Annotated in this window: 27 protein-coding genes; all 27 read left to right on the plus strand. The window is 66.5% G+C overall.

Annotated features, from left to right (window positions below; translation table 11 throughout):
• The first annotated feature begins 57 nt into the window (after nucleotides 1–57).
• The 27 genes from rpoC to ACE7GA_RS15710 all read left to right on the plus strand — a co-directional run bounded on the left by rpoC (nucleotide 58) and on the right by ACE7GA_RS15710 (nucleotide 18,321).
• A complete protein-coding gene (rpoC, locus tag ACE7GA_RS15580) occupies nucleotides 58–4,215 on the plus strand; it encodes a DNA-directed RNA polymerase subunit beta' (protein WP_376088138.1) in 4,158 nt (1,385 codons plus the stop codon).
• Nucleotides 4,216–4,539: 324 nt separating this feature from the next.
• Nucleotides 4,540–4,911, plus strand: a complete 372-nt coding sequence (rpsL, locus tag ACE7GA_RS15585) for a 30S ribosomal protein S12 (protein ID WP_376088141.1) — start codon at nucleotides 4,540–4,542, stop codon at nucleotides 4,909–4,911.
• An 11-nt stretch (nucleotides 4,912–4,922) separates the two neighbouring features.
• Complete coding sequence (gene rpsG / locus ACE7GA_RS15590) at nucleotides 4,923–5,399, plus strand: 30S ribosomal protein S7 (RefSeq protein ID WP_376088144.1); 477 nt, start codon at nucleotides 4,923–4,925, stop codon at nucleotides 5,397–5,399.
• 28 nt (nucleotides 5,400–5,427) lie between these two features.
• Nucleotides 5,428–6,615: an elongation factor Tu gene (gene tuf / locus ACE7GA_RS15595; protein ID WP_376088147.1), complete on the plus strand. Its 1,188-nt coding sequence runs from the start codon at nucleotides 5,428–5,430 to the stop codon at nucleotides 6,613–6,615.
• Nucleotide 6,616: 1 nt separating this feature from the next.
• On the plus strand, nucleotides 6,617–6,928 hold the full coding sequence (gene rpsJ, locus ACE7GA_RS15600; RefSeq protein ID WP_376088150.1) for a 30S ribosomal protein S10: 312 nt from the start codon (nucleotides 6,617–6,619) through the stop codon (nucleotides 6,926–6,928).
• A 19-nt stretch (nucleotides 6,929–6,947) separates the two neighbouring features.
• Nucleotides 6,948–7,634, plus strand: coding sequence for a 50S ribosomal protein L3 (gene rplC / locus ACE7GA_RS15605; protein ID WP_376088153.1), 687 nt, complete (start codon nucleotides 6,948–6,950; stop codon nucleotides 7,632–7,634).
• 10 nt (nucleotides 7,635–7,644) lie between these two features.
• On the plus strand, nucleotides 7,645–8,265 hold the full coding sequence (gene rplD / locus ACE7GA_RS15610) for a 50S ribosomal protein L4 (RefSeq protein WP_376088156.1): 621 nt from the start codon (nucleotides 7,645–7,647) through the stop codon (nucleotides 8,263–8,265).
• Nucleotides 8,262–8,597 carry a 50S ribosomal protein L23 gene (locus ACE7GA_RS15615; protein WP_376088159.1) on the plus strand — a complete coding sequence of 112 codons (336 nt, stop codon included), beginning with the start codon at nucleotides 8,262–8,264 and terminating at the stop codon, nucleotides 8,595–8,597. Before rplD ends, ACE7GA_RS15615 begins: the two co-directional genes overlap by 4 nt.
• A 3-nt stretch (nucleotides 8,598–8,600) precedes the next feature.
• Nucleotides 8,601–9,437, plus strand: coding sequence for a 50S ribosomal protein L2 (gene rplB, locus ACE7GA_RS15620; protein ID WP_376088162.1), 837 nt, complete (start codon nucleotides 8,601–8,603; stop codon nucleotides 9,435–9,437).
• Nucleotides 9,438–9,442: 5 nt separating this feature from the next.
• Nucleotides 9,443–9,721 carry a 30S ribosomal protein S19 gene (gene rpsS, locus ACE7GA_RS15625; RefSeq protein ID WP_376088164.1) on the plus strand — a complete coding sequence of 93 codons (279 nt, stop codon included), beginning with the start codon at nucleotides 9,443–9,445 and terminating at the stop codon, nucleotides 9,719–9,721.
• Nucleotides 9,718–10,125, plus strand: coding sequence for a 50S ribosomal protein L22 (gene rplV / locus ACE7GA_RS15630; RefSeq protein ID WP_376088166.1), 408 nt, complete (start codon nucleotides 9,718–9,720; stop codon nucleotides 10,123–10,125). Before rpsS ends, rplV begins: the two co-directional genes overlap by 4 nt.
• Complete coding sequence (gene rpsC / locus ACE7GA_RS15635; protein ID WP_376088169.1) at nucleotides 10,125–10,805, plus strand: 30S ribosomal protein S3; 681 nt, start codon at nucleotides 10,125–10,127, stop codon at nucleotides 10,803–10,805. Before rplV ends, rpsC begins: the two co-directional genes overlap by 1 nt.
• A 25-nt stretch (nucleotides 10,806–10,830) precedes the next feature.
• Nucleotides 10,831–11,253 carry a 50S ribosomal protein L16 gene (rplP, locus tag ACE7GA_RS15640; RefSeq protein ID WP_376088172.1) on the plus strand — a complete coding sequence of 141 codons (423 nt, stop codon included), beginning with the start codon at nucleotides 10,831–10,833 and terminating at the stop codon, nucleotides 11,251–11,253.
• A gap of 4 nt (nucleotides 11,254–11,257) precedes the next feature.
• Complete coding sequence (rpmC, locus tag ACE7GA_RS15645) at nucleotides 11,258–11,464, plus strand: 50S ribosomal protein L29 (protein ID WP_376088175.1); 207 nt, start codon at nucleotides 11,258–11,260, stop codon at nucleotides 11,462–11,464.
• 20 nt (nucleotides 11,465–11,484) lie between these two features.
• Entirely contained in the window at nucleotides 11,485–11,802 is a 318-nt protein-coding gene (rpsQ, locus tag ACE7GA_RS15650) for a 30S ribosomal protein S17 (protein ID WP_376088178.1), read from the plus strand.
• The gene (gene rplN, locus ACE7GA_RS15655) at nucleotides 11,799–12,167 is read left to right on the plus strand and encodes a 50S ribosomal protein L14 (protein WP_376088181.1); all 369 of its coding nucleotides are present in this window, start codon (nucleotides 11,799–11,801) and stop codon (nucleotides 12,165–12,167) included. The genes rpsQ and rplN overlap by 4 nt, the downstream gene beginning before the upstream one ends.
• Nucleotides 12,167–12,481 carry a 50S ribosomal protein L24 gene (rplX, locus tag ACE7GA_RS15660; RefSeq protein ID WP_376088184.1) on the plus strand — a complete coding sequence of 105 codons (315 nt, stop codon included), beginning with the start codon at nucleotides 12,167–12,169 and terminating at the stop codon, nucleotides 12,479–12,481. Before rplN ends, rplX begins: the two co-directional genes overlap by 1 nt.
• Nucleotides 12,478–13,038, plus strand: a complete 561-nt coding sequence (rplE, locus tag ACE7GA_RS15665; protein WP_376088187.1) for a 50S ribosomal protein L5 — start codon at nucleotides 12,478–12,480, stop codon at nucleotides 13,036–13,038. Before rplX ends, rplE begins: the two co-directional genes overlap by 4 nt.
• 60 nt (nucleotides 13,039–13,098) lie before the next feature.
• Nucleotides 13,099–13,404 carry a 30S ribosomal protein S14 gene (gene rpsN / locus ACE7GA_RS15670; protein ID WP_376088190.1) on the plus strand — a complete coding sequence of 102 codons (306 nt, stop codon included), beginning with the start codon at nucleotides 13,099–13,101 and terminating at the stop codon, nucleotides 13,402–13,404.
• 13 nt (nucleotides 13,405–13,417) lie between these two features.
• On the plus strand, nucleotides 13,418–13,816 hold the full coding sequence (gene rpsH, locus ACE7GA_RS15675; RefSeq protein WP_376088193.1) for a 30S ribosomal protein S8: 399 nt from the start codon (nucleotides 13,418–13,420) through the stop codon (nucleotides 13,814–13,816).
• Between the two features lie 13 nt (nucleotides 13,817–13,829).
• A complete protein-coding gene (gene rplF, locus ACE7GA_RS15680) occupies nucleotides 13,830–14,363 on the plus strand; it encodes a 50S ribosomal protein L6 (protein ID WP_376088196.1) in 534 nt (177 codons plus the stop codon).
• Entirely contained in the window at nucleotides 14,363–14,719 is a 357-nt protein-coding gene (gene rplR, locus ACE7GA_RS15685; protein ID WP_376088199.1) for a 50S ribosomal protein L18, read from the plus strand. The genes rplF and rplR overlap by 1 nt, the downstream gene beginning before the upstream one ends.
• 13 nt (nucleotides 14,720–14,732) lie before the next feature.
• Complete coding sequence (gene rpsE / locus ACE7GA_RS15690) at nucleotides 14,733–15,413, plus strand: 30S ribosomal protein S5 (RefSeq protein ID WP_376088202.1); 681 nt, start codon at nucleotides 14,733–14,735, stop codon at nucleotides 15,411–15,413.
• Complete coding sequence (gene rpmD, locus ACE7GA_RS15695) at nucleotides 15,406–15,597, plus strand: 50S ribosomal protein L30 (protein WP_376088205.1); 192 nt, start codon at nucleotides 15,406–15,408, stop codon at nucleotides 15,595–15,597. Before rpsE ends, rpmD begins: the two co-directional genes overlap by 8 nt.
• Before the next feature lie 29 nt (nucleotides 15,598–15,626).
• Nucleotides 15,627–16,115 (plus strand): 50S ribosomal protein L15, encoded by a 489-nt coding sequence (rplO, locus tag ACE7GA_RS15700; RefSeq protein WP_376088208.1) that lies wholly within the window; start codon nucleotides 15,627–15,629, stop codon nucleotides 16,113–16,115.
• Between the two features lie 111 nt (nucleotides 16,116–16,226).
• Entirely contained in the window at nucleotides 16,227–17,615 is a 1,389-nt protein-coding gene (secY, locus tag ACE7GA_RS15705; RefSeq protein WP_376088211.1) for a preprotein translocase subunit SecY, read from the plus strand.
• Nucleotides 17,616–17,637: 22 nt separating this feature from the next.
• A complete protein-coding gene (locus ACE7GA_RS15710; RefSeq protein ID WP_376088214.1) occupies nucleotides 17,638–18,321 on the plus strand; it encodes an adenylate kinase in 684 nt (227 codons plus the stop codon).
• The last annotated feature ends 30 nt before the right edge of the window (nucleotides 18,322–18,351 follow it).

The raw sequence follows: 18,351 nt of genomic DNA on the forward strand, positions 1-18,351 counted from the left end.
CCGGCCGCTGATTGTGCCGCGGCTTGCCGCGGCAGGCTGGACTTAGAAGGAAGGCCCATGAACGAGCTGATGAAGATCCTTGGCCAGACTGGCCAGGCCGTCACCTTCGATCAGATCAAGATCACGATCGCCTCGCCGGAGCAGATCCGCTCCTGGTCCTACGGCGAGATCAAGAAGCCCGAGACGATCAACTACCGCACCTTCAAGCCGGAGCGGGACGGGCTGTTCTGCGCCCGGATCTTCGGGCCCATCAAGGATTACGAGTGCCTCTGCGGCAAGTACAAGCGGATGAAGTTCCGCGGCATCATCTGCGAGAAGTGCGGCGTCGAGGTGACGTTGGCCAAGGTGCGTCGTGAGCGCATGGGTCATATCGAGCTCGCCAGCCCGGTCGCGCACATCTGGTTCATGAAGTCGCTGCCCAGCCGCGTCGGCTTGATGGTCGACATGTCGCTGAAGGAGCTGGAGAAGGTCCTGTACTTCGAGAGCTACGTTGTGCTCGAGCCCGGCCTGACGGACCTCAAGCTTCATCAGCTGCTGAACGAGGACCAGTACCAGTCGAAGCAGGACGAGTTCGGCGAGGACGCCTTCACGGTCGGCATCGGCGCCGAGGCGGTGAAGCAGATGCTCACTGGCATCGACCTGGGCAAGGAGAGCACGCGCCTTCGCGGCGAGCTCAAGGAGACGACCTCCGAGGCCAAGCGCAAGAAGCTGGTGAAGCGGCTGAAGCTCATCGAGAGCTTCGCCGAGGGCGGCGCGCGTCCGGAGTGGATGATCCTTGACGTCGTCCCGGTGATCCCGCCCGAGCTGCGTCCGCTCGTGCCGCTGGATGGCGGGCGCTTCGCGACTTCCGACTTGAACGACCTGTACCGTCGCGTCATCAACCGGAACAACCGGCTGAAGCGTCTGATTGAGCTGCGTGCGCCCGACATCATCGTGCGCAACGAGAAGCGCATGCTGCAGGAGGCGGTGGACGCGCTGTTCGACAACGGCCGCCGTGGCCGCGCCATTACGGGCGCCAACAAGCGGCCGCTGAAGTCGCTATCCGACATGCTGAAGGGCAAGCAGGGCCGTTTCCGGCAGAACCTGCTCGGTAAGCGCGTCGACTATTCCGGCCGTTCGGTCATCGTGGTCGGCCCTGAGCTGAAGCTGCATCAGTGCGGGCTGCCGAAGAAGATGGCGCTCGAGCTGTTCAAGCCGTTCATCTACTCCAAGCTCGAGAAGTACGGGCACGCGACGACCATCAAGGCTGCGAAGCGGATGGTGGAGAAGGAGCGGCCAGAGGTCTGGGACATCCTCGAGGAAGTCATCCGCGAGCACCCCGTCCTGCTGAACCGGGCGCCGACGCTGCACCGCCTGGGCATCCAGGCCTTCGAACCGGTGCTGGTCGAGGGCAAGGCCATCCAGCTTCACCCGCTCGTTTGCACCGCGTTCAACGCTGACTTCGACGGCGACCAGATGGCCGTCCACGTCCCACTGAGCCTCGAGGCGCAGCTGGAAGCGCGCGTGCTGATGATGTCCACCAACAACATCCTCAGCCCTGCGAACGGCAAGCCGATCATCGTGCCGTCGCAGGACATCGTTCTGGGCCTGTATTACCTGTCCTTGGAAACACCCGAGTTCCGGGTTGCCAAGGAGGAAGAAGCTCCGGCCTTTGCCGACATGGGCGAGATCGAAATGGCGTTGGCCGCCGGTTCGATCACGCTGCACAGCAAGATCCGGGCGCGCCGGCAGACGGTCGATGCGGATGGCAAAAAGGTCATGGAGCGGGTTGCTACGACGGCTGGCCGCATGATGATGGGTGTCCTGCTCCCGGCGCATCCGAACCTGCCCTACTCCATCCTGAACCGGCAGCTGACGAAGCGCTCGATCTCCGACGTCATCGACGCGGTGTACCGTCACTGTGGCCAGAAGGAGTCGGTGATCTTCGCCGACCGCCTGATGGGCCTCGGCTTCCGGAATGCGGCGAAAGCCGGCATCTCCTTCGGCAAGGACGACATGATGATCCCCGCCGAGAAGGAAGGGATGATCGCGCGCACGAAGGGCGAGGTGAAGGAGTTCGAGCAGCAGTACCTCGACGGCCTGATCACCGCGGGCGAGCGCTACAACAAGGTGGTGGACGCCTGGTCGCGCGCGACGGAAGAGGTCGCGGGCGCGATGATGAAGGAGATCTCGCGGCAGGAGGCGGGCAAGCCCACGAACTCGGTGTGGATGATGTCGCATTCCGGCGCGCGTGGATCGCCGGCGCAGATGCGGCAGCTCGCGGGCATGCGCGGCCTGATGGCCAAGCCGTCGGGCGAGATCATCGAGCAGCCGATCATCTCCAACTTCAAGGAGGGGCTGACAGTCCTCGAGTATTTCAACTCCACCCATGGCGCCCGGAAGGGCCTTGCTGATACGGCGCTGAAGACGGCGAACTCGGGCTACCTCACGCGGCGGCTCGTGGACGTGGCGCAGGACTGCATCATCGTGGACGATGATTGCGGGACCGAGCGCGGGATCACGGTGCGGGCAGTGCTGGATGGGGGTGAGGTTGTTTCCTCGCTTTCCGAGCGGATCCTGGGCCGCACGGTGCAGCGCGACGTCGCCGACGCCGTGACGGGCGAGGTGATCGTGCCCCGTCACACGCTGGTGGACGAAGTCATGGCCGAGGAGGTCGAGAAGGCAGGCGTGGAGGAAGTGTATATCCGCTCCGTCCTGACTTGCGACGCGCGCCAAGGCGTCTGCGGCATGTGCTACGGGCGCGACCTCGCCCGCGGTACGCCGGTCAACACGGGTGAGGCGGTCGGCGTCATCGCCGCGCAGTCCATTGGTGAGCCGGGTACGCAGCTGACGATGCGTACCTTCCACATCGGTGGTGCGGCGCAGCGGAGCGCGGAGCAATCGGCGGTCGAGGCAACGGGCGACGGTACGATCAAGGTGCTGAACCGCAACGTCGTCACGAACTCCGAGGGTGTGACGATCGTCATGTCCCGTAACTGCGAGATCGTGCTGAACGACGCACAGGGCCGGGAGCGTGCGCGCTTCCGCGTGCCCTACGGCGCCAAGCTGCTTGCCGATGACGGCGCGACCGTCACGCGTGCGCAGAAGCTGGCGGAGTGGGACCCCTTCACCCTGCCGATCATCATCGATCGCGCGGGCACGGTGGAATACACCGACCTGCTCGAGGGCATCACCCTTTACGAGGAGACCGACCCGGTCACGGGCCTCACCTCCAAGGTGGTGCGTGAGCCGGTGGAGCGCGGCAAGAACGCCAACCTTCGCCCCGGTATCGTGATCCGCGAGAACGGGCGCGAAGTGGCGCGCGTGAACCTGCAGCCCTCGACTATCCTGAACGTGGACAACGGGGCCGAACTGCACGCGGGCGACGTCATTGCCCGCCTGCCGCGCGAATCCTCGAAGACCCGTGACATCACGGGCGGTCTGCCGCGCGTGGCCGAGCTGTTCGAGGCGCGTCGTCCGAAGGACGCCGCGATCATCTCGGACATCGACGGGCGGGTGGAGTTCGGGAAGGACTACAAGGCCAAGCGTCGCATCGTCGTGGTTCCCGATGCGGTCGGCGACGAGCAGCCCCCACCGCGCGAGTACCTCGTGCCCAAGGGCAAGCACGTGTCGGTACAGGAAGGGGACTACGTCCGCGCCGGCGACCCGCTGGTGGACGGCCCGCGCGTCCCGCACGACATCCTGCGCGTGCTGGGGGTCGAGGCGCTCGCGAACTATCTCGTCAACGAGATACAGGATGTTTACCGACTGCAGGGCGTGAAGATCAACGACAAGCACATCGAGGTGATCGTTCGCCAGATGTTGCAGAAGGTCGAGATCATCGAGCCGGGCGACACGACCTATCTCATCGGCGAGCAGGTGGACCGCATCGAGTTCGACATCGAGAACGAGAAGCGGATCGAGGCAAAGGAGCGGCCCGCACGGGCCGAGCCTGTGTTGCAGGGCATCACGAAGGCGAGCCTCCAGACCAATTCCTTCATCTCCGCCGCCTCCTTCCAGGAGACGACACGAGTGCTGACGGAGGCGGCGGTGGCCGGCAAGGTGGATCGCTTGGAAGGCCTGAAAGAGAACGTCATCGTCGGACGCTTGATCCCGGCTGGCTCCGGCGCCGTCATGAACCGCCTGCGTGCCATCGCAGCGCAGAAGGACAAGACGCGCCTTCCAGCCGCGCAGCCTGCGCTGCCGCCCGGCGGCGACCCCATCGCAGCGGAGTAAGCCGCAGCGTCAGCGGCGCCTCGCGAGTAGCGCCGGATTTGAACGGGGCGGACGGGAAACCATCCGCCCCGTTCCTTTATCGGGATGCCAAATCGCTTGACTCGGGATGGGACGGGGGGTAGGTCTCCGCCCCTCTCGCGAGGTCAGGCGCATCGGCGCCGATCACGTGGGTTTGGACGACAGTTCCGCGTTCCCGGTGCCGCCCGCTGTTGCGTGGCACAGGCCGGGAGCGAAACGCGCAGCCCGCCGGGTCGCATCGCGATCAAGCGGGCGCCTTTGCTTGCGCGGGGCTGAAGGCCATTGTGAAGTTTACGAAGGGGCGTCATGCCGACGATCAACCAGCTCATCGCGCAGGGGCGCGAGCCGAAGCCGACCCGCAACAAGGTCCCGGCTCTGCAGAGCTGCCCGCAGAAGCGTGGCGTGTGCACGCGCGTGTACACGACAACGCCGAAGAAGCCGAACTCGGCGCTTCGTAAGGTCGCCAAGGTGCGTCTGACGAACGGTTTCGAGGTCGTGTCCTACATCCCGGGCGAGGGTCACAACCTGCAGGAGCACTCCGTGGTGCTCATCCGCGGCGGCCGCGTGAAGGACCTGCCGGGCGTGCGCTATCACATCCTGCGCGGCGTCCTGGATACTCAGGGGCTGCCGAAGCGGCGCAAGCGTCGTTCGCTTTACGGCTCGAAGCGGCCGAAGTGAGGGGCTGAGAGATGTCGCGTCGTCACCGCGCCGAGAAGCGCGAAGTCCTGCCGGACCCCAAGTTCGGCGATGTCGTCCTGAGCCGTTTCATGAACGTGCTGATGTACGATGGGAAGAAGAGCACGGCCGAAACGATCGTCTATGGTGCCATGGATACGCTGAAGCGTCGCGGCGGCCAGAATGCCGACCCGCTTCGCATGTTCCACGAAGCCATGGAGAACGTGAAGCCGGCGGTCGAGGTTCGGTCACGCCGCGTAGGTGGTGCCACCTACCAGGTGCCCGTCGAGGTGCGGCCGGAGCGGCGCCAGGCACTGGCCATCCGGTGGCTGATCGAGTCTGCGCGGAAGCGCGGCGAGCACACGATGGAGGATCGCCTCTCGGCGGAGCTGATGGACGCGGCCAACAACCGCGGATCGGCCGTCAAGAAGCGTGAGGACACCCACCGGATGGCAGAGGCCAACAAGGCCTTCTCCCACTACCGCTGGTAACAGACAGAAGATTCGGGGCGCATAGGCCATGGCCAAGGCGAAGTTCGAGCGGAACAAGCCGCACTGCAACATCGGCACGATCGGGCATGTCGATCACGGCAAGACGTCGTTGACGGCGGCGATCACGAAGGTGCTGGCGAAGAAGGGTGGTGCGACGTTCACGGCGTACGACCAGATTGACAAGGCGCCGGAGGAGCGTGCGCGGGGGATCACGATCTCGACGGCGCACGTGGAGTACGAGACGGACAACCGTCACTACGCGCACGTGGACTGCCCTGGGCACGCCGACTACGTGAAGAACATGATCACGGGTGCGGCGCAGATGGACGGGGCGATCCTCGTGGTGTCGGCGGCGGACGGTCCGATGCCGCAGACGCGGGAGCACATCCTGCTGGCGCGGCAGGTGGGCGTGCCGGCGCTGGTGGTGTTCCTGAACAAGGTGGACATGGCGGACCCTGACCTGCTGGAGCTGGTGGAGATGGAGGTGCGCGAGCTCCTCTCGTCGTATCAGTTCCCGGGCGACGAGATCCCGATCATCCATGGTTCGGCGCTGATGGCGCTGGAGGACAAGTCGCCTGAGATCGGCGAGCAGGCGATCCTGAAGCTGATGGAGGCGGTGGACGCCTACATTCCGCAGCCGGAGCGTCCGAAGGACCGACCGTTCCTGATGCCGATCGAGGATGTGTTTTCGATCTCCGGGCGCGGGACGGTGGTGACAGGGCGCGTGGAGCGCGGCGTGGTGAAGGTCGGCGAGGAGATCGAGATCGTCGGGCTGAAGGACACGGTGAAGACGACGGTGACGGGCGTCGAGATGTTCAGGAAGCTGCTGGACCAGGGCGAGGCGGGCGACAACATCGGGGCGCTGCTGCGCGGGACGAAGCGTGAGGAGGTGGAGCGCGGGCAGGTTCTTGCGGCGCCTGGCTCGATCAAGCCGCACGCGAAGTTCAAGGCCGAGGCGTACGTGCTGACGAAGGAGGAGGGCGGGCGTCACACGCCGTTCTTCACGAACTACCGGCCGCAGTTCTACTTCCGGACCACCGACGTGACGGGGGTGGTGAAGCTGCCGGAGGGCGTGGAGATGGTGATGCCGGGGGACAACGTGACGATGGAGGTCGAGCTGATCGCCCCGATCGCCATGGACGAGGGCCTGCGCTTCGCCATCCGCGAGGGCGGCCGCACGGTCGGCGCCGGCGTCGTCGCGAGCATCGAGAAGTAAGATGGCCGACGCGCAGAATATCCGGATCCGCCTCAAGGCGTTCGATCACCGCGTGCTGGATGGCAGTACGCGGGAGATCGTGCAGACTGCGAAGCGGACCGGTGCGCGGGTGCGCGGGCCCATCCCGCTGCCCACGCATATCGAGCGGTTCACGGTGAATCGCTCGCCGCACGTGGACAAGAAGTCGCGCGAGCAGTTCGAGATTCGGACGCATCGCCGCCTTCTGGACATCGTCGACCCCACCCCGCAGACCGTGGACGCGCTGATGAAGCTCGACCTGGCCTCCGGCGTGGACGTCGAGATCAAGATCTGAGTTCGAGGGGCACGGTATCATGGCCGCCAAGGAAGGCCGCACGGGCCTGGTCGCCCGCAAGCTGGGCATGTCCCGGCTGTTCAACGAGGACGGCTCAACCGTGCCCGTGACGTTGCTGCAGGTGGACAAGGTCCGCGTTGTCGCCGTGCGGACGCAGGACAAGGATGGGTACGTCGCCCTGCAGGTCGGCGCCGGCACGGCGAAGACGAAGAACGTGTCGAAGGCCAACCGCGCGCATTTCGCGAAGGCGGGCGTCGAGGCTCCGGCGAAGGTCGTGGAGTTCCGCGTGGCCGCCGATGCGGTGGTGGATGCCGGTACGTCGCTCTCGCCCGCTCACTTCGTGAAGGGCCAGAAGATCGACGTGACGGGTGTCACGAAGGGCAAGGGCTTTGCCGGCGCGATGAAGCGCTGGAACTTCTCGGGTCTCGAGGCGTCGCACGGCGTATCGATCTCCCACCGCTCGCACGGCTCGACGGGTAACCGGCAGGATCCGGGCAAGACGTTCAAGAACAAGAAGATGGCCGGGCACCTGGGCCAGGAGCGCGTGACGACCCAGAACCTTGAGGTCGCCGGCGTCGATGCCGAGCGTGGCTTGCTCATGGTGAAGGGCGCGGTCCCCGGTTCCGCCGGGACCTGGGTCATGGTGCGCGACGCGATCAAGCGCGCGCGCCACGCCGATGCGCCGTTCCCCGCGGCGACGGCCTGAGGACGAGACGATGCAGGTAAAGGTCATCACGCTCGACAACGCCGAGGCCGGCGAGATCGAGCTTCCGGCTGAGGTCTTCGGCGCCGAGCCGCGCGCGGACATCATGGCGCGCGTCGTGCACTGGCAGCTCGCGAAGCGCCGTGCCGGCACGCACAAGGTGAAGGGCATGGGTGAGGTCTCCGGCACGACGAAGAAGCCGTATCGCCAGAAGGGCACGGGTAACGCCCGTCAGGGGTCGCTCCGTGCTCCGCAGTTCCGGACCGGCGGCATTGTCCACGGCCCGGTGGTGCGCAGCCACGAATACTCGCTGCCGAAGAAGGTGCGCCGCCTTGGCCTGATCTCCGCGCTGAGCCAGAAAGCGGCGGAGGGCAAGCTCTTCGTGCTCGACACGGCGAGCATGGGCGATGAACCGAAGACCAAGGCGCTCGTCGCCAAGGTGAAGGCGCTCGGCTGGTCCTCCGCCCTCGTCTTCGACGCCGAGCCGGACGAGGGCATGGTTCGCGCCGCACGCAACGTGCCGAAGTTCCAGGTCATGCCGACCATCGGTGCCAACGTGTACGATATCCTGAACCACGACGTGCTCGCGGTGACGCGCGCTGGCGTCGAGGCGCTGAAGGAGCGGCTCTCGTGAGCGAGACGCAGACCACGAAGACGCAGAAGTCGGTCCTGTCGAAGGAGCGTCTGTATCAGGTTGTCGTCGCCCCGGTGATCACCGAGAAGGCAACGATCCTCAACGAGACGGGCCAGGTCACCTTCAAGGTGGCGTTGGACGCGACGAAGCCGGAGATCAAGGCCGCGATCGAGCAGCTGTTCGGCGTGACCGTGACTGCCGTCAACACGCTCGTCGTAAAGGGCAAGGCGAAGCGGTTCCGCGGCCGTCCCGGCCAGCGGTCCGATTGGAAGAAGGCGATCGTGACACTGGCGCATGGCCAGAGCATCGATCTGACGACGGGGCTCGCGTAAGCCATGGCACTTAAGTCGTTCAACCCGGTCACCCCGAGCCTCCGCGCCACGGTCCTTGTTGACCGGTCCGAGCTGTGGAAGGGCGCGCCGGTCAAGAAGCTGACCGAGGGCAAGCACTCCTCGGGTGGTCGCAACAACCATGGACGCACCACCGTGCGGTTCCGGGGCGGCGGACACAAGCAGGCCTACCGGTACGTGGACTTCAAGCGCCGCGCCAAGATGGGCGTGCCGGCGACGGTCGAGCGGCTGGAGTACGACCCGAACCGCACGGCGTGGATCGCGCTCGTGAAGTACCGGGACGGCGAGCTGTCCTACATCATCGCGCCGCAGCGGCTGAAGGCGGGCGACGTGGTGATCGCGGACGAGCGCGCCGACATCAAGCCGGGCAATGCGATGCCGCTGGGCGCCATCCCAGTTGGGACCATCGTCCACAACATCGAGATGAAGCCTGGCGCCGGTGGCAAGATGGCGCGGGCGGCCGGCACCTATTGCCAGCTCGTTGGCAAGGATGCGGGCTACGCGCAGGTCAAGCTGATGTCAGGCGAGGTTCGCATCGTCCGTGCCGAGTGCATGGCAACGATCGGGGCCGTGTCCAACCCGGACAACCAGAACCAGCAGATCGGCAAGGCTGGTCGCATGCGCTGGATGGGCCGTCGTCCGCATAACCGCGGCGTCGTCATGAACCCGGTCGATCACCCGCATGGTGGCGGTGAGGGCCGGACGTCTGGTGGCCGTCACCCCGTGACGCCCTGGGGCAAGCCGACGAAGGGCTACAAGACCCGCGTCAACAAGCGGACGGACCGGATGATCATCCGCCGCCGCACCGCGAAGAAGGGCTGATCGCGATGGCGCGCAGCGTATGGAAGGGGCCGTTCGTTGACGGCTACCTGCTCAACAAGGCCGAGGCGGCACGGAACTCCACGCGGAACGAGATCATTCGGATCTGGTCTCGCCGGAGCACCATCCTGCCGCAGTTCGTCGGACTGACCTTCGGCGTCTACAACGGCAAGAAGTTCATTCCGGTGCAGGTCACCGAGAACATGGTCGGGCACAAGTTCGGCGAGTTCTCGCCGACGCGGACCTTCACGGGCCACTCATCCGACAAGAAGGCGAAGCGGGGATGAGCAAGCCCAAGCACGAGCGGAGTCTTCCGGACACCGAGGCGCAGGCGGTCACGCGGAATATCCGCGTCTCGCCGCGCAAGCTGAACCTTGTGGCTGGCCTCATCCGGGGCCGGAAGGCGCAGGACGCGATTGCGACCCTGACCTTCAGCAAGCGCCGCATCGCGGTGACGGTGAAGAAGACGCTGGAATCTGCGATCGCCAATGCCGAGAACAACCACCAGCTCGACGTGGATAAGCTGGTCGTGTCGCGCGCTGAGGTCGGCCGCTCGATCGTCATGAAGCGGTTCCAGGCGCGTGGCCGCGGCAAGGCGTCGCGTGTGGAGAAGTGGTTCAGCCACCTGAAGATCGTCGTGGCGGAGCGCGAAGTTGCTCCTGCGACGCCGGTGGCCGAGGAGACTGCCTGATGGGTCACAAGGTCAATCCGATCGGCCTCCGGGTCGGCATTAATCGCACGTGGGACAGCCGTTGGTATGCCGGCGACGCGGACTACGCGAACCTGCTGCACGACGACCTGAAGCTGCGTACGACGTTGCGTGAGCGCCTGAAGGGTGCGGGCGTGGCGCGCGTGGTGATCGAGCGGCCGGCGAAGAAGCCGCGTGTCACGATCCATGCTGCCCGCCCCGGTGTTGTCATCGGCAAGAAGGGCGCTGACATCGAGGTGCTGCGCAAGGATCTGGCGAAGATGGCCGGTGCCGAAGTCGCGCTGAATATCGTTGAGATCCGCAAGCCGGAGCTCGACGCCGTCCTCGTGGCCGAGAGCATCGCGCAGCAGCTCGAGCGTCGCGTGGCATTCCGTCGTGCGATGAAGCGCGCCGTCCAGTCCGCGATGCGCCTCGGCGCGGGCGGCATCCGTATCAACTGCGGCGGCCGGCTCGGCGGCGCTGAGATCGCGCGGATGGAGTGGTACCGCGAGGGCCGCGTGCCCCTGCATACGCTCCGCGCCGACATCGATTTCGGCACGGCTACGGCGAAGACCAACTATGGCACCTGCGGCGTCAAAGTCTGGATCTTCAAGGGCGAGGTCCTGGGCCACGATCCCATGGCGCAGGACAAGCGGGCGGCCGAACAGGCCCCGCAGCGTTGATTGAGTTGGGCTGAGGTAGAGGCACATGCTCTCCCCGAAGCGGACCAAGTTCCGCAAGGCACATAAGGGCCGCATCCACGGCAACGCGAAGGGCGGCTTCACGCTGGCCTTCGGCGGTTTCGGCCTCAAGGCGCTGGAGCCGGAGCGGGTGACCGCCCGGCAGATCGAGGCGGCTCGCCGCGCGATTACCCGCGCCATGAAGCGCCAGGGCCGTGTCTGGATCCGCGTGTTCCCCGACGTCCCGGTCTCCACGAAGCCGGCCGAAGTCCGCATGGGCTCAGGCAAGGGCGCGCCGGAGTATTGGGTCACCCGGATCAAGCCGGGTCGTATCATGTTCGAGATCGACGGCGTCTCGCAGGAGACGGCGCGCGAGGCGCTGAGCCTCGGTGCGGCGAAGCTGCCGATCAAGACGAAGGTCGTCGCCCGCCTGGGCGGCGTGGAGGCGTAGCGCGATGACGAAGATCGCGGATGTGCGGACGAAGTCCGCCGACGAACTGAAGACGATGCTGCTGGATCTCCGCAAGGAGCAGTTCAACCTGCGCTTCCAGCGCGCGACCGGTCAGCTCGAGGCTGTGGGGCGCATCCGTGCGGTGCGCCGTGACATCGCCCGCGTGAAGACCGTGCTGGGCGAGCGCGCCCGGCAGCCCAAGAACCCGTAACCCGAGAGGAAACCCCGGCCATGCCGAAGCGCGTCCTCAGCGGGCGGGTCGTCAGCGACAAGATGGACAAGACGGTTACCGTCTTGGTCGAGCGTCGCGTGATGCATCCGCTCTACAAGAAGTTCATCCGCCGCTCTAAGAAGTATGCGGCGCACGACGATACGAACTTGTGCAAGACAGGCGACACGGTCTCCATCGAGGAGTGCCGTCCGATCTCCAAGCGCAAGTCCTGGATCGTGACCGCCCGCAACGGCGAGACGGTCGACGTGCCCGTGGCCTACCGGTCCCTGGCGGACCTTGAGGCCGAGGTCGTGGCGTCCGGGAGTGCAGCAGCATGATCCAGGTCGAATCCAACCTCGACGTGGCCGACAATTCCGGTGCGCGCCGGGTCCAGTGCATCAAGGTGCTCGGTGGGTCCAAGCGGAAGACGGCCTCGGTCGGCGACGTCATCGTCGTCGCTATCCAGGACGCGATTCCGCGCGCAAAGGTGAAGAAGGGCGAGGTGCATCGCGCCGTCATCGTCCGCACCGCCTATCCGGTGCGCCGGAATGACGGGACCGCGATCCGCTTCGACGGCAACGCCGCCGTGCTGATCAACAAGCAGAACGAACCGATCGGCACCCGCATCTTTGGCCCGGTTGTCCGGGAGCTTCGCGCGAAGAAGTATATGAAGATCATCTCTCTCGCGCCGGAGGTTCTGTGATGGCGGCGAAGGTCAAGAAGGGCGACCGCGTCCAGGTCCTTGCCGGCAAGGACAAGGGCAAGCGCGGTGAGGTGCTCTCCGTCTCGCCGACCGAGAACCGGGCGGTGGTTCAGGGCGTCAACATGGTGAAGCGCCACAGTAAGCCGCAGGGGCTGAATCAGCCCGGTGGCATCCAGGAGAAGGAGGCGCCGATCCACCTCTCCAACTTGGCGCTGATCGATCCGAAGTCCGACAAGCCGACGCGTGTCGGCTTCCGGATGGAGGGGGACAGGAAGGTCCGGTTCGCGAAGGCGTCCGGCGAGGTGATCGCATGAGCGAGACCACGAAGGAGCTCCCGCGTCTGCAGCAGGTCTACCTGGAGCAGGTGCGCAAGGCGCTGATGGACGAGTTCGGCTACAAGAACTCGATGGAAGTGCCGAAGCTCGAGAAGATCGTCATTAACATGGGCGTCGGCGAGGCGGCGGGCGACAGCAAGAAGCTGGACGCGGCGGTCGCGGAGCTGACGGCCATTGCCGGTCAGAAGCCGGTTAAGACGAAGGCGAAGAAGGCGATCGCGGGCTTCAAGATCCGCGAGGGCCAGGCCATCGGCACAAAGGTGACGCTGCGCCGCGCCCGGATGTACGAGTTCCTCGACCGCCTGGTGACGATCGCGCTGCCCCGCGTGCGTGACTTCCGCGGCGTTTCGGGCAAGGGCTTCGACGGCCGTGGCAACTACGCCATGGGCCTGAAGGAGCAGATCATCTTCCCCGAGATCGCCTACGACAAGGTGGACGCGGTCCGCGGCATGGACATCGTATTCGTCACCACGGCGAAGACGGACAAGGAAGCGAAGGCCCTTCTGCGCGGCTTCCAGCTGCCCTTCGTCAACTGACCAACCCCGTTTGGAAAACGGCCGATCGCGGATCGGCAGGTTCCGGAGGATAACAGGCCCATGGCCAAGACTTCGTCGGTCGAGAAGAACAACCGGCGCGCCAGACTCGCGAAGACGCACGCTCCGAAGCGTGCCGCCCTGAAGAAGGTCATCATGAACCGGGAACTCCCGGTCGAGGACCGCTTCGAGGCGACGATCAGGCTCGCCCAGCTGCCGCGCAACGGCGCCAAGAACCGCGTGCGCCTCCGCTGCGCGCTCACCGGCCGTCCCCGCGGCAATTACCGCAAGTTCCAGCTGAGCCGGAACATGCTGCGCGAACTCGCCTCCTCGGGACAGATTCCCGGGTTGACGAAGGCGTCTTGGTGAGGGGAGGGCAGACATGAGCCTGACCGATCCGCTGGGTGACATGCTCACCCGCATCCGCAACGGCCAGCGCGCGCGTCAGTCGCGCGTGGTCTCCCCGGCCTCGCGCCTGCGCTCCGACGTGCTCGAGGTGCTGAAGCGCGAGGGCTATATCCGCGGCTTCCGGGCCGAGGAGGTGCGCCCTGGCGTGCGGATGCTCGATATCGAGCTGAAGTACTCGGAGGGCGAGCCGGCGATCAAGGAGATCACCCGCGTCTCCAAGCCGGGCCGCCGCGTGTATTCCAAGATCAAGGAGTTGCCGAAGTTCTACAACGGGCTCGGCGTCTCCATCCTTTCCACCCCGCGCGGCGTCATGAGTGACGCCGAGGCCCGCGTCGCCAATGTCGGCGGCGAGGTCCTCTGCCGCGTGTTCTGACGGGGAACGAACGATGTCTCGCGTCGGCAAGTACCCGGTGAAGGTGCCGAGCGGCGTCACGGTGACGCTGCAGGACCGCACCGTCGTGGCCAAGGGCAAGCTCGGCGAGTTGCGCCTGGCCCTGACGGACAAGGTGGACGTCACGGTCGAGAACGGCGAGGTGGCGGTGGCCCCCCGCGGTGACGACCGTGCGGCCCGGACGATGTGGGGCACCACGCGGTCCCTCATCGATGGCATGCTCACCGGCGTCTCCACCGGGTTTACCCGGTCCATGGAGATCAACGGCACGGGCTACCGCGCGGCGGTGCAGGGGAAGGACCTCGTCCTCAACCTCGGCTACAGCCATGAGATCCGCTACCCGATTCCCGAGGGGATCAAGATCACGACGGAGCGCCCGACGGCGATCCGCGTGGAGGGTGCGGACAAGCAGCGCGTTGGCCAGGTCGCCGCGGAGATCCGCGCCTTCCGTGGCCCCGAGCCCTACAAGGGCAAGGGCGTCAAGTACGAGGGCGAGCAGATCCTCCGGAAGGAGGGTAAGAAGAAGTAATGGCAACGAAACTCGACCTGCAGCAGCGCCGCCGCGAGCGGACGCGCTACCAGATCAAGGTGAAGGGCGGTGGGCGCATTCGCCTATCCGTCTTCCGTTCGGGCCGGCACATCTACGCCCAGGTAATCGACGACGCGGCGGGCCGCACGCTCGCCTCGGCGTCGAGCCTGGAGAAGGATGCGCGCGACAGCACCGGCGCGACGAAGGATGCGGCGGCCGCCGTCGGCAAGCGCATCGCAGAGCGGGCGGTGGCGGCTGGCGTCTCGGCCGTGGTCTTCGACCGCGGTCCCTATCTCTACCATGGCCGGGTCAAGGCCCTGGCGGACGGCGCCCGCGAGGGCGGGCTGTCGTTCTGAGGAGCGTGTAGGCATGGCATACGCACCGCGTTCGGGCGGGCCCCGGTCTGGTCCCGGCGGCGCCCCGCGTTCCGGCGGCGAGGGCGGCGAGGGTGATCGTCGCCGAGGCCGTCGGCGTGACGAGAACCGTGATAACCGTAACGACCGGGAAGGCGGCGACGAGTTCAAGGACAAGCTCGTCACCATCAACCGCGTGGCCAAGGTGGTGAAGGGTGGCCGTCGCTTCTCCTTCGCCGCCCTGGTGGTCGTGGGCGATGAGAAGGGCCGCGTCGGCTGGGGCGCCGGCAAGGCTCGCGAGGTGCCCGAGGCGATCCGCAAGGCGACGGAGCGTGCCAAGCGCGGCATGATCCGCGTGCCCATGCGCGAGGGCCGCACGCTGCACCACGACGTCATCGGCGAGTTCGGGGCGGGGCGGGTCATCCTCCGCGCCGCGCCGGCCGGTACCGGCATCATCGCTGGCGGCCCGATGCGCGCCGTCTTCGAAGTACTCGGCATGAACGACGTCGTCGCGAAGTGCACGGGCACCACGAACCCGCACAACATGGTCAAGGCGACCTTCGCCGGCCTCGCGCGCTCGACGAGCCCGCGGGCCGTTGCCGCCCGCCGCGGTAAGAAGGTGTCCGACCTTCTGCCGCAGCCGAAGGCCGAAGCCGCCAACACGGCCGAGACCGTGACGGAGGCTCCGAATGTCTGAGGCCACCAAGGCGACCGTGAAGGTCACGCAGGTCGGCTCTCCGATCGGGCGCAAGCCCGGTCAGAAGGAGACGCTGATCGGGCTTGGCCTGAACAAGATGCACCGCTCGCGCGAGCTGGAGGATACCCCCGCGGTTCGCGGGATGATCCGCAAGGTCGCGCATCTCGTGAAGGTCGAGGGTTGAGCCGGTAAGGCTCACCCCGGAGAAACCACATGAAGCTGAATGAACTGCGCGACAACGAGGGCGCCCGGCCCAAGTTCAAGCGCATCGGCCGGGGCATCGGCTCCGGCAAGGGCAAGACAGGCGGACGCGGCGTGAAGGGCCAGAAGGCCCGGACCGGCGTCTCGCTGAACGGGTTCGAGGGCGGGCAGCTCCCCCTCTACCGGCGCCTCCCGAAGCGCGGGTTCAAGAACCCGTTCCGGAAGGAGTACGCGGTGGTGAATCTCGGCGCGATCGAGAAGGCGCTGGCCGACGGCAAGCTCGCCGCCGACACGACGCTGGATGAGGCCGCGCTCGAGGGAGCCGGCCTGGTCCGCGTCGGCAAGCTGGCGGGCGTCCGCCTGCTGGCCAAGGGCGAGATCACCCGCGCCATCACCGTATCCGTTACCGGGGCTTCGGCCGCGGCCATCGCGGCCGTCCAGGCCGCCGGCGGCACCGTCACGGTGAAGCAGGCCGCTACGGAGGAGGCACCGGCGGCTTGAACGCCGCCCTTGCCTTCGACGGACTGACTGAACAAGTGTTCTGCGGCGCCGTGGCTACCCGCCCGGCGCCGCAGCCGTGCCCGGCTTCAGTTTTCTAAGGGACGAAGACCCATGGCTTCCGCCGCCGAGCAGCTCGCGGCCAACCTGAACCTCGGCGTCCTGTCGCGCGCCACCGAACTGAAGAAGCGGATCTGGTTCACGCTGGGCGCCTTGATCGTCTACCGCATCGGCACCTACGTGCCCGTGCCCGGCGTGGATACGGCCGTCATGGCCGAGATCCTGCAGCAGCACGGCGGCGGCATCCTCGGCATGTTCGACATGTTCACGGGCGGCGCCCTGGGGCGGATGACCGTCTTCGCCCTGAACATCATGCCCTACATCTCCGCCTCGATCATCGTGCAGCTGATGACGGCGGCCATTCCGTCCTGGGAGGCGCTTAAGAAGGAAGGCGAGTCCGGTCGGAAGAAGCTGAACCAGCACACCCGCTACCTGACGGTGCTGATCGCCTTCTTCCAGGCCTATGGCATCACCGTGGGGCTCGAGGGCATGCGTGGCTCCTTCGGGGCGGCCGTGCCGGATCCCGGCTGGTTCTTCCGCATCTCCTGCGTGACCACACTCGTTGGCGGCACGATGTTCCTCATGTGGCTCGGTGAGCAGATCACCGCCCGGGGCGTGGGCAACGGCATCTCGCTCATCATCTTCGCGGGGATCGTGGCCAACCTGCCGCACGCGCTGGTGGCGACGCTGGAGCTCGGCCGGACCGGCGCGCTGTCCACGTTCTTCATCATCTTCTTCCTGCTCGCGGCAGTCGGTATCATTGCCGCCGTCGTGTTCATCGAGCGGGCGCAGCGCCGCATCCCCGTCCAGTACCCGAAGCGCCAGGTCGGCAACCGCATGTTCGGGGGCGACTCGACCCACCTGCCGCTGAAGATCAACACGGCCGGCGTCATTCCCCCGATCTTCGCCTCGTCCCTGCTCCTGCTGCCCGCGACCTTCTCGGGCTTCGCGGCGGGGCAGGAGGAGACCTGGCTCACGCGCATCGCGCAGCTCCTGGCGCATGGCCAGCCGCTCTACATGGCGCTCTACGTCGCCCTGATCATTTTCTTCGCTTTCTTCTACACGGCCGTGGTCTTCAACCCGCAGGAGACGGCGGACAACCTGAAGAAGTACGGCGGCTTCGTGCCGGGCATCCGCCCCGGTGCTGCGACGGCCGAATACTTCGACCGGGTCCTGACTCGCCTCACGCTCGTGGGCGCCGTCTACCTCTGCGTCATCTGCCTCATCCCGGAGATCCTGATCAGCTCCTATGGCGTCCCGTTCTACTTCGGCGGCACCTCCCTGCTGATCATCGTCTCCGTCACGATGGACACGGTGGCTCAGGTCCAGTCTCATCTGTTCGCGCATCAGTACGAGGGCCTGATCAAGAAGGCTCGCGTGCCGGGCCGCGGCCCCGGGCCTGCGCCCATGCCGCAGCGCGGCGCCGTCGTCAGGCGTCGCTGATCGTCGAACGGGGGGAACGAGATTGAACCTGATCCTGCTGGGCCCGCCGGGGGCGGGGAAGGGGACCCAGGCCAAGCGTTTGGAGGACCGGTACGGGATCGCCCAGATCTCGACCGGCGACATGCTCCGCGCCGAGGTCAAGTCGGGCAGCGATATCGGGCGTGAGGCCAAGGCGATCATGGAATCGGGTGGCCTCGTACCCGACGCGATCATCACCGCCATGCTCGCGATGCGCGTGACGAAGCCCGACTGCGCCAAGGGCTTCATCCTCGACGGGTTCCCCCGCACGGTCCCGCAGGCCGAGGCTCTCGACGTCATGCTGCGGGAACGCGGCCTCAGGCTCGACCACGTGATCGAGCTGAAGGTGGACGACGCCGCCCTGGTCGAGCGGATCGCCGGCCGGTTCACCTGCGCCAAGTGCGGCACGGGGTACCATGATCGGTTCAAGCCGACCTCCCAGGCCGGGACCTGCGACGTCTGCGGCAGCACGGAATTCATACGACGCGCCGACGACAAGGCCGAAACCGTCTCCGCCCGGCTGGATGCCTACAACCGCCAGACGGCCCCGTTGCTGCCCTACTACGCCGGCCAGGGAAAGCTGCAGCAGGTGGACGGCATGGCCGACATGGACGCGGTATCCGCCGCCCTCCAGCGCATCCTCGCCGGGGCCGATTCCAGGGTTGACGCGACCGTCCCGGATCGTTAATTCCGCCCCTCCCGCGGCAGGGCCAAAACC

This window comes from Roseomonas sp. CCTCC AB2023176 (assembly GCF_042259275.1).
GTDB lineage: Bacteria > Pseudomonadota > Alphaproteobacteria > Acetobacterales > Acetobacteraceae > Roseomonas.

What these genes read in the sequence shown, in the direction of transcription:
- rpoC (WP_376088138.1), top strand. Translation starts at nt 58, where the DNA reads ATGAACGAGCTGATGAAGATCCTTGGCCAGACTGGCCAGGCCGTCACC.
- rpsL (WP_376088141.1), top strand. Translation starts at nt 4,540, where the DNA reads ATGCCGACGATCAACCAGCTCATCGCGCAGGGGCGCGAGCCGAAGCCG.
- rpsG (WP_376088144.1), top strand. Translation starts at nt 4,923, where the DNA reads ATGTCGCGTCGTCACCGCGCCGAGAAGCGCGAAGTCCTGCCGGACCCC.
- tuf (WP_376088147.1), top strand. Translation starts at nt 5,428, where the DNA reads ATGGCCAAGGCGAAGTTCGAGCGGAACAAGCCGCACTGCAACATCGGC.
- rpsJ (WP_376088150.1), top strand. Translation starts at nt 6,617, where the DNA reads ATGGCCGACGCGCAGAATATCCGGATCCGCCTCAAGGCGTTCGATCAC.
- rplC (WP_376088153.1), top strand. Translation starts at nt 6,948, where the DNA reads ATGGCCGCCAAGGAAGGCCGCACGGGCCTGGTCGCCCGCAAGCTGGGC.
- rplD (WP_376088156.1), top strand. Translation starts at nt 7,645, where the DNA reads ATGCAGGTAAAGGTCATCACGCTCGACAACGCCGAGGCCGGCGAGATC.
- rplB (WP_376088162.1), top strand. Translation starts at nt 8,601, where the DNA reads ATGGCACTTAAGTCGTTCAACCCGGTCACCCCGAGCCTCCGCGCCACG.
- rpsS (WP_376088164.1), top strand. Translation starts at nt 9,443, where the DNA reads ATGGCGCGCAGCGTATGGAAGGGGCCGTTCGTTGACGGCTACCTGCTC.
- rplV (WP_376088166.1), top strand. Translation starts at nt 9,718, where the DNA reads ATGAGCAAGCCCAAGCACGAGCGGAGTCTTCCGGACACCGAGGCGCAG.
- rpsC (WP_376088169.1), top strand. Translation starts at nt 10,125, where the DNA reads ATGGGTCACAAGGTCAATCCGATCGGCCTCCGGGTCGGCATTAATCGC.
- rplP (WP_376088172.1), top strand. Translation starts at nt 10,831, where the DNA reads ATGCTCTCCCCGAAGCGGACCAAGTTCCGCAAGGCACATAAGGGCCGC.
- rpmC (WP_376088175.1), top strand. Translation starts at nt 11,258, where the DNA reads ATGACGAAGATCGCGGATGTGCGGACGAAGTCCGCCGACGAACTGAAG.
- rpsQ (WP_376088178.1), top strand. Translation starts at nt 11,485, where the DNA reads ATGCCGAAGCGCGTCCTCAGCGGGCGGGTCGTCAGCGACAAGATGGAC.
- rplN (WP_376088181.1), top strand. Translation starts at nt 11,799, where the DNA reads ATGATCCAGGTCGAATCCAACCTCGACGTGGCCGACAATTCCGGTGCG.
- rplX (WP_376088184.1), top strand. Translation starts at nt 12,167, where the DNA reads ATGGCGGCGAAGGTCAAGAAGGGCGACCGCGTCCAGGTCCTTGCCGGC.
- rplE (WP_376088187.1), top strand. Translation starts at nt 12,478, where the DNA reads ATGAGCGAGACCACGAAGGAGCTCCCGCGTCTGCAGCAGGTCTACCTG.
- rpsN (WP_376088190.1), top strand. Translation starts at nt 13,099, where the DNA reads ATGGCCAAGACTTCGTCGGTCGAGAAGAACAACCGGCGCGCCAGACTC.
- rpsH (WP_376088193.1), top strand. Translation starts at nt 13,418, where the DNA reads ATGAGCCTGACCGATCCGCTGGGTGACATGCTCACCCGCATCCGCAAC.
- rplF (WP_376088196.1), top strand. Translation starts at nt 13,830, where the DNA reads ATGTCTCGCGTCGGCAAGTACCCGGTGAAGGTGCCGAGCGGCGTCACG.
- rplR (WP_376088199.1), top strand. Translation starts at nt 14,363, where the DNA reads ATGGCAACGAAACTCGACCTGCAGCAGCGCCGCCGCGAGCGGACGCGC.
- rpsE (WP_376088202.1), top strand. Translation starts at nt 14,733, where the DNA reads ATGGCATACGCACCGCGTTCGGGCGGGCCCCGGTCTGGTCCCGGCGGC.
- rpmD (WP_376088205.1), top strand. Translation starts at nt 15,406, where the DNA reads ATGTCTGAGGCCACCAAGGCGACCGTGAAGGTCACGCAGGTCGGCTCT.
- rplO (WP_376088208.1), top strand. Translation starts at nt 15,627, where the DNA reads ATGAAGCTGAATGAACTGCGCGACAACGAGGGCGCCCGGCCCAAGTTC.
- secY (WP_376088211.1), top strand. Translation starts at nt 16,227, where the DNA reads ATGGCTTCCGCCGCCGAGCAGCTCGCGGCCAACCTGAACCTCGGCGTC.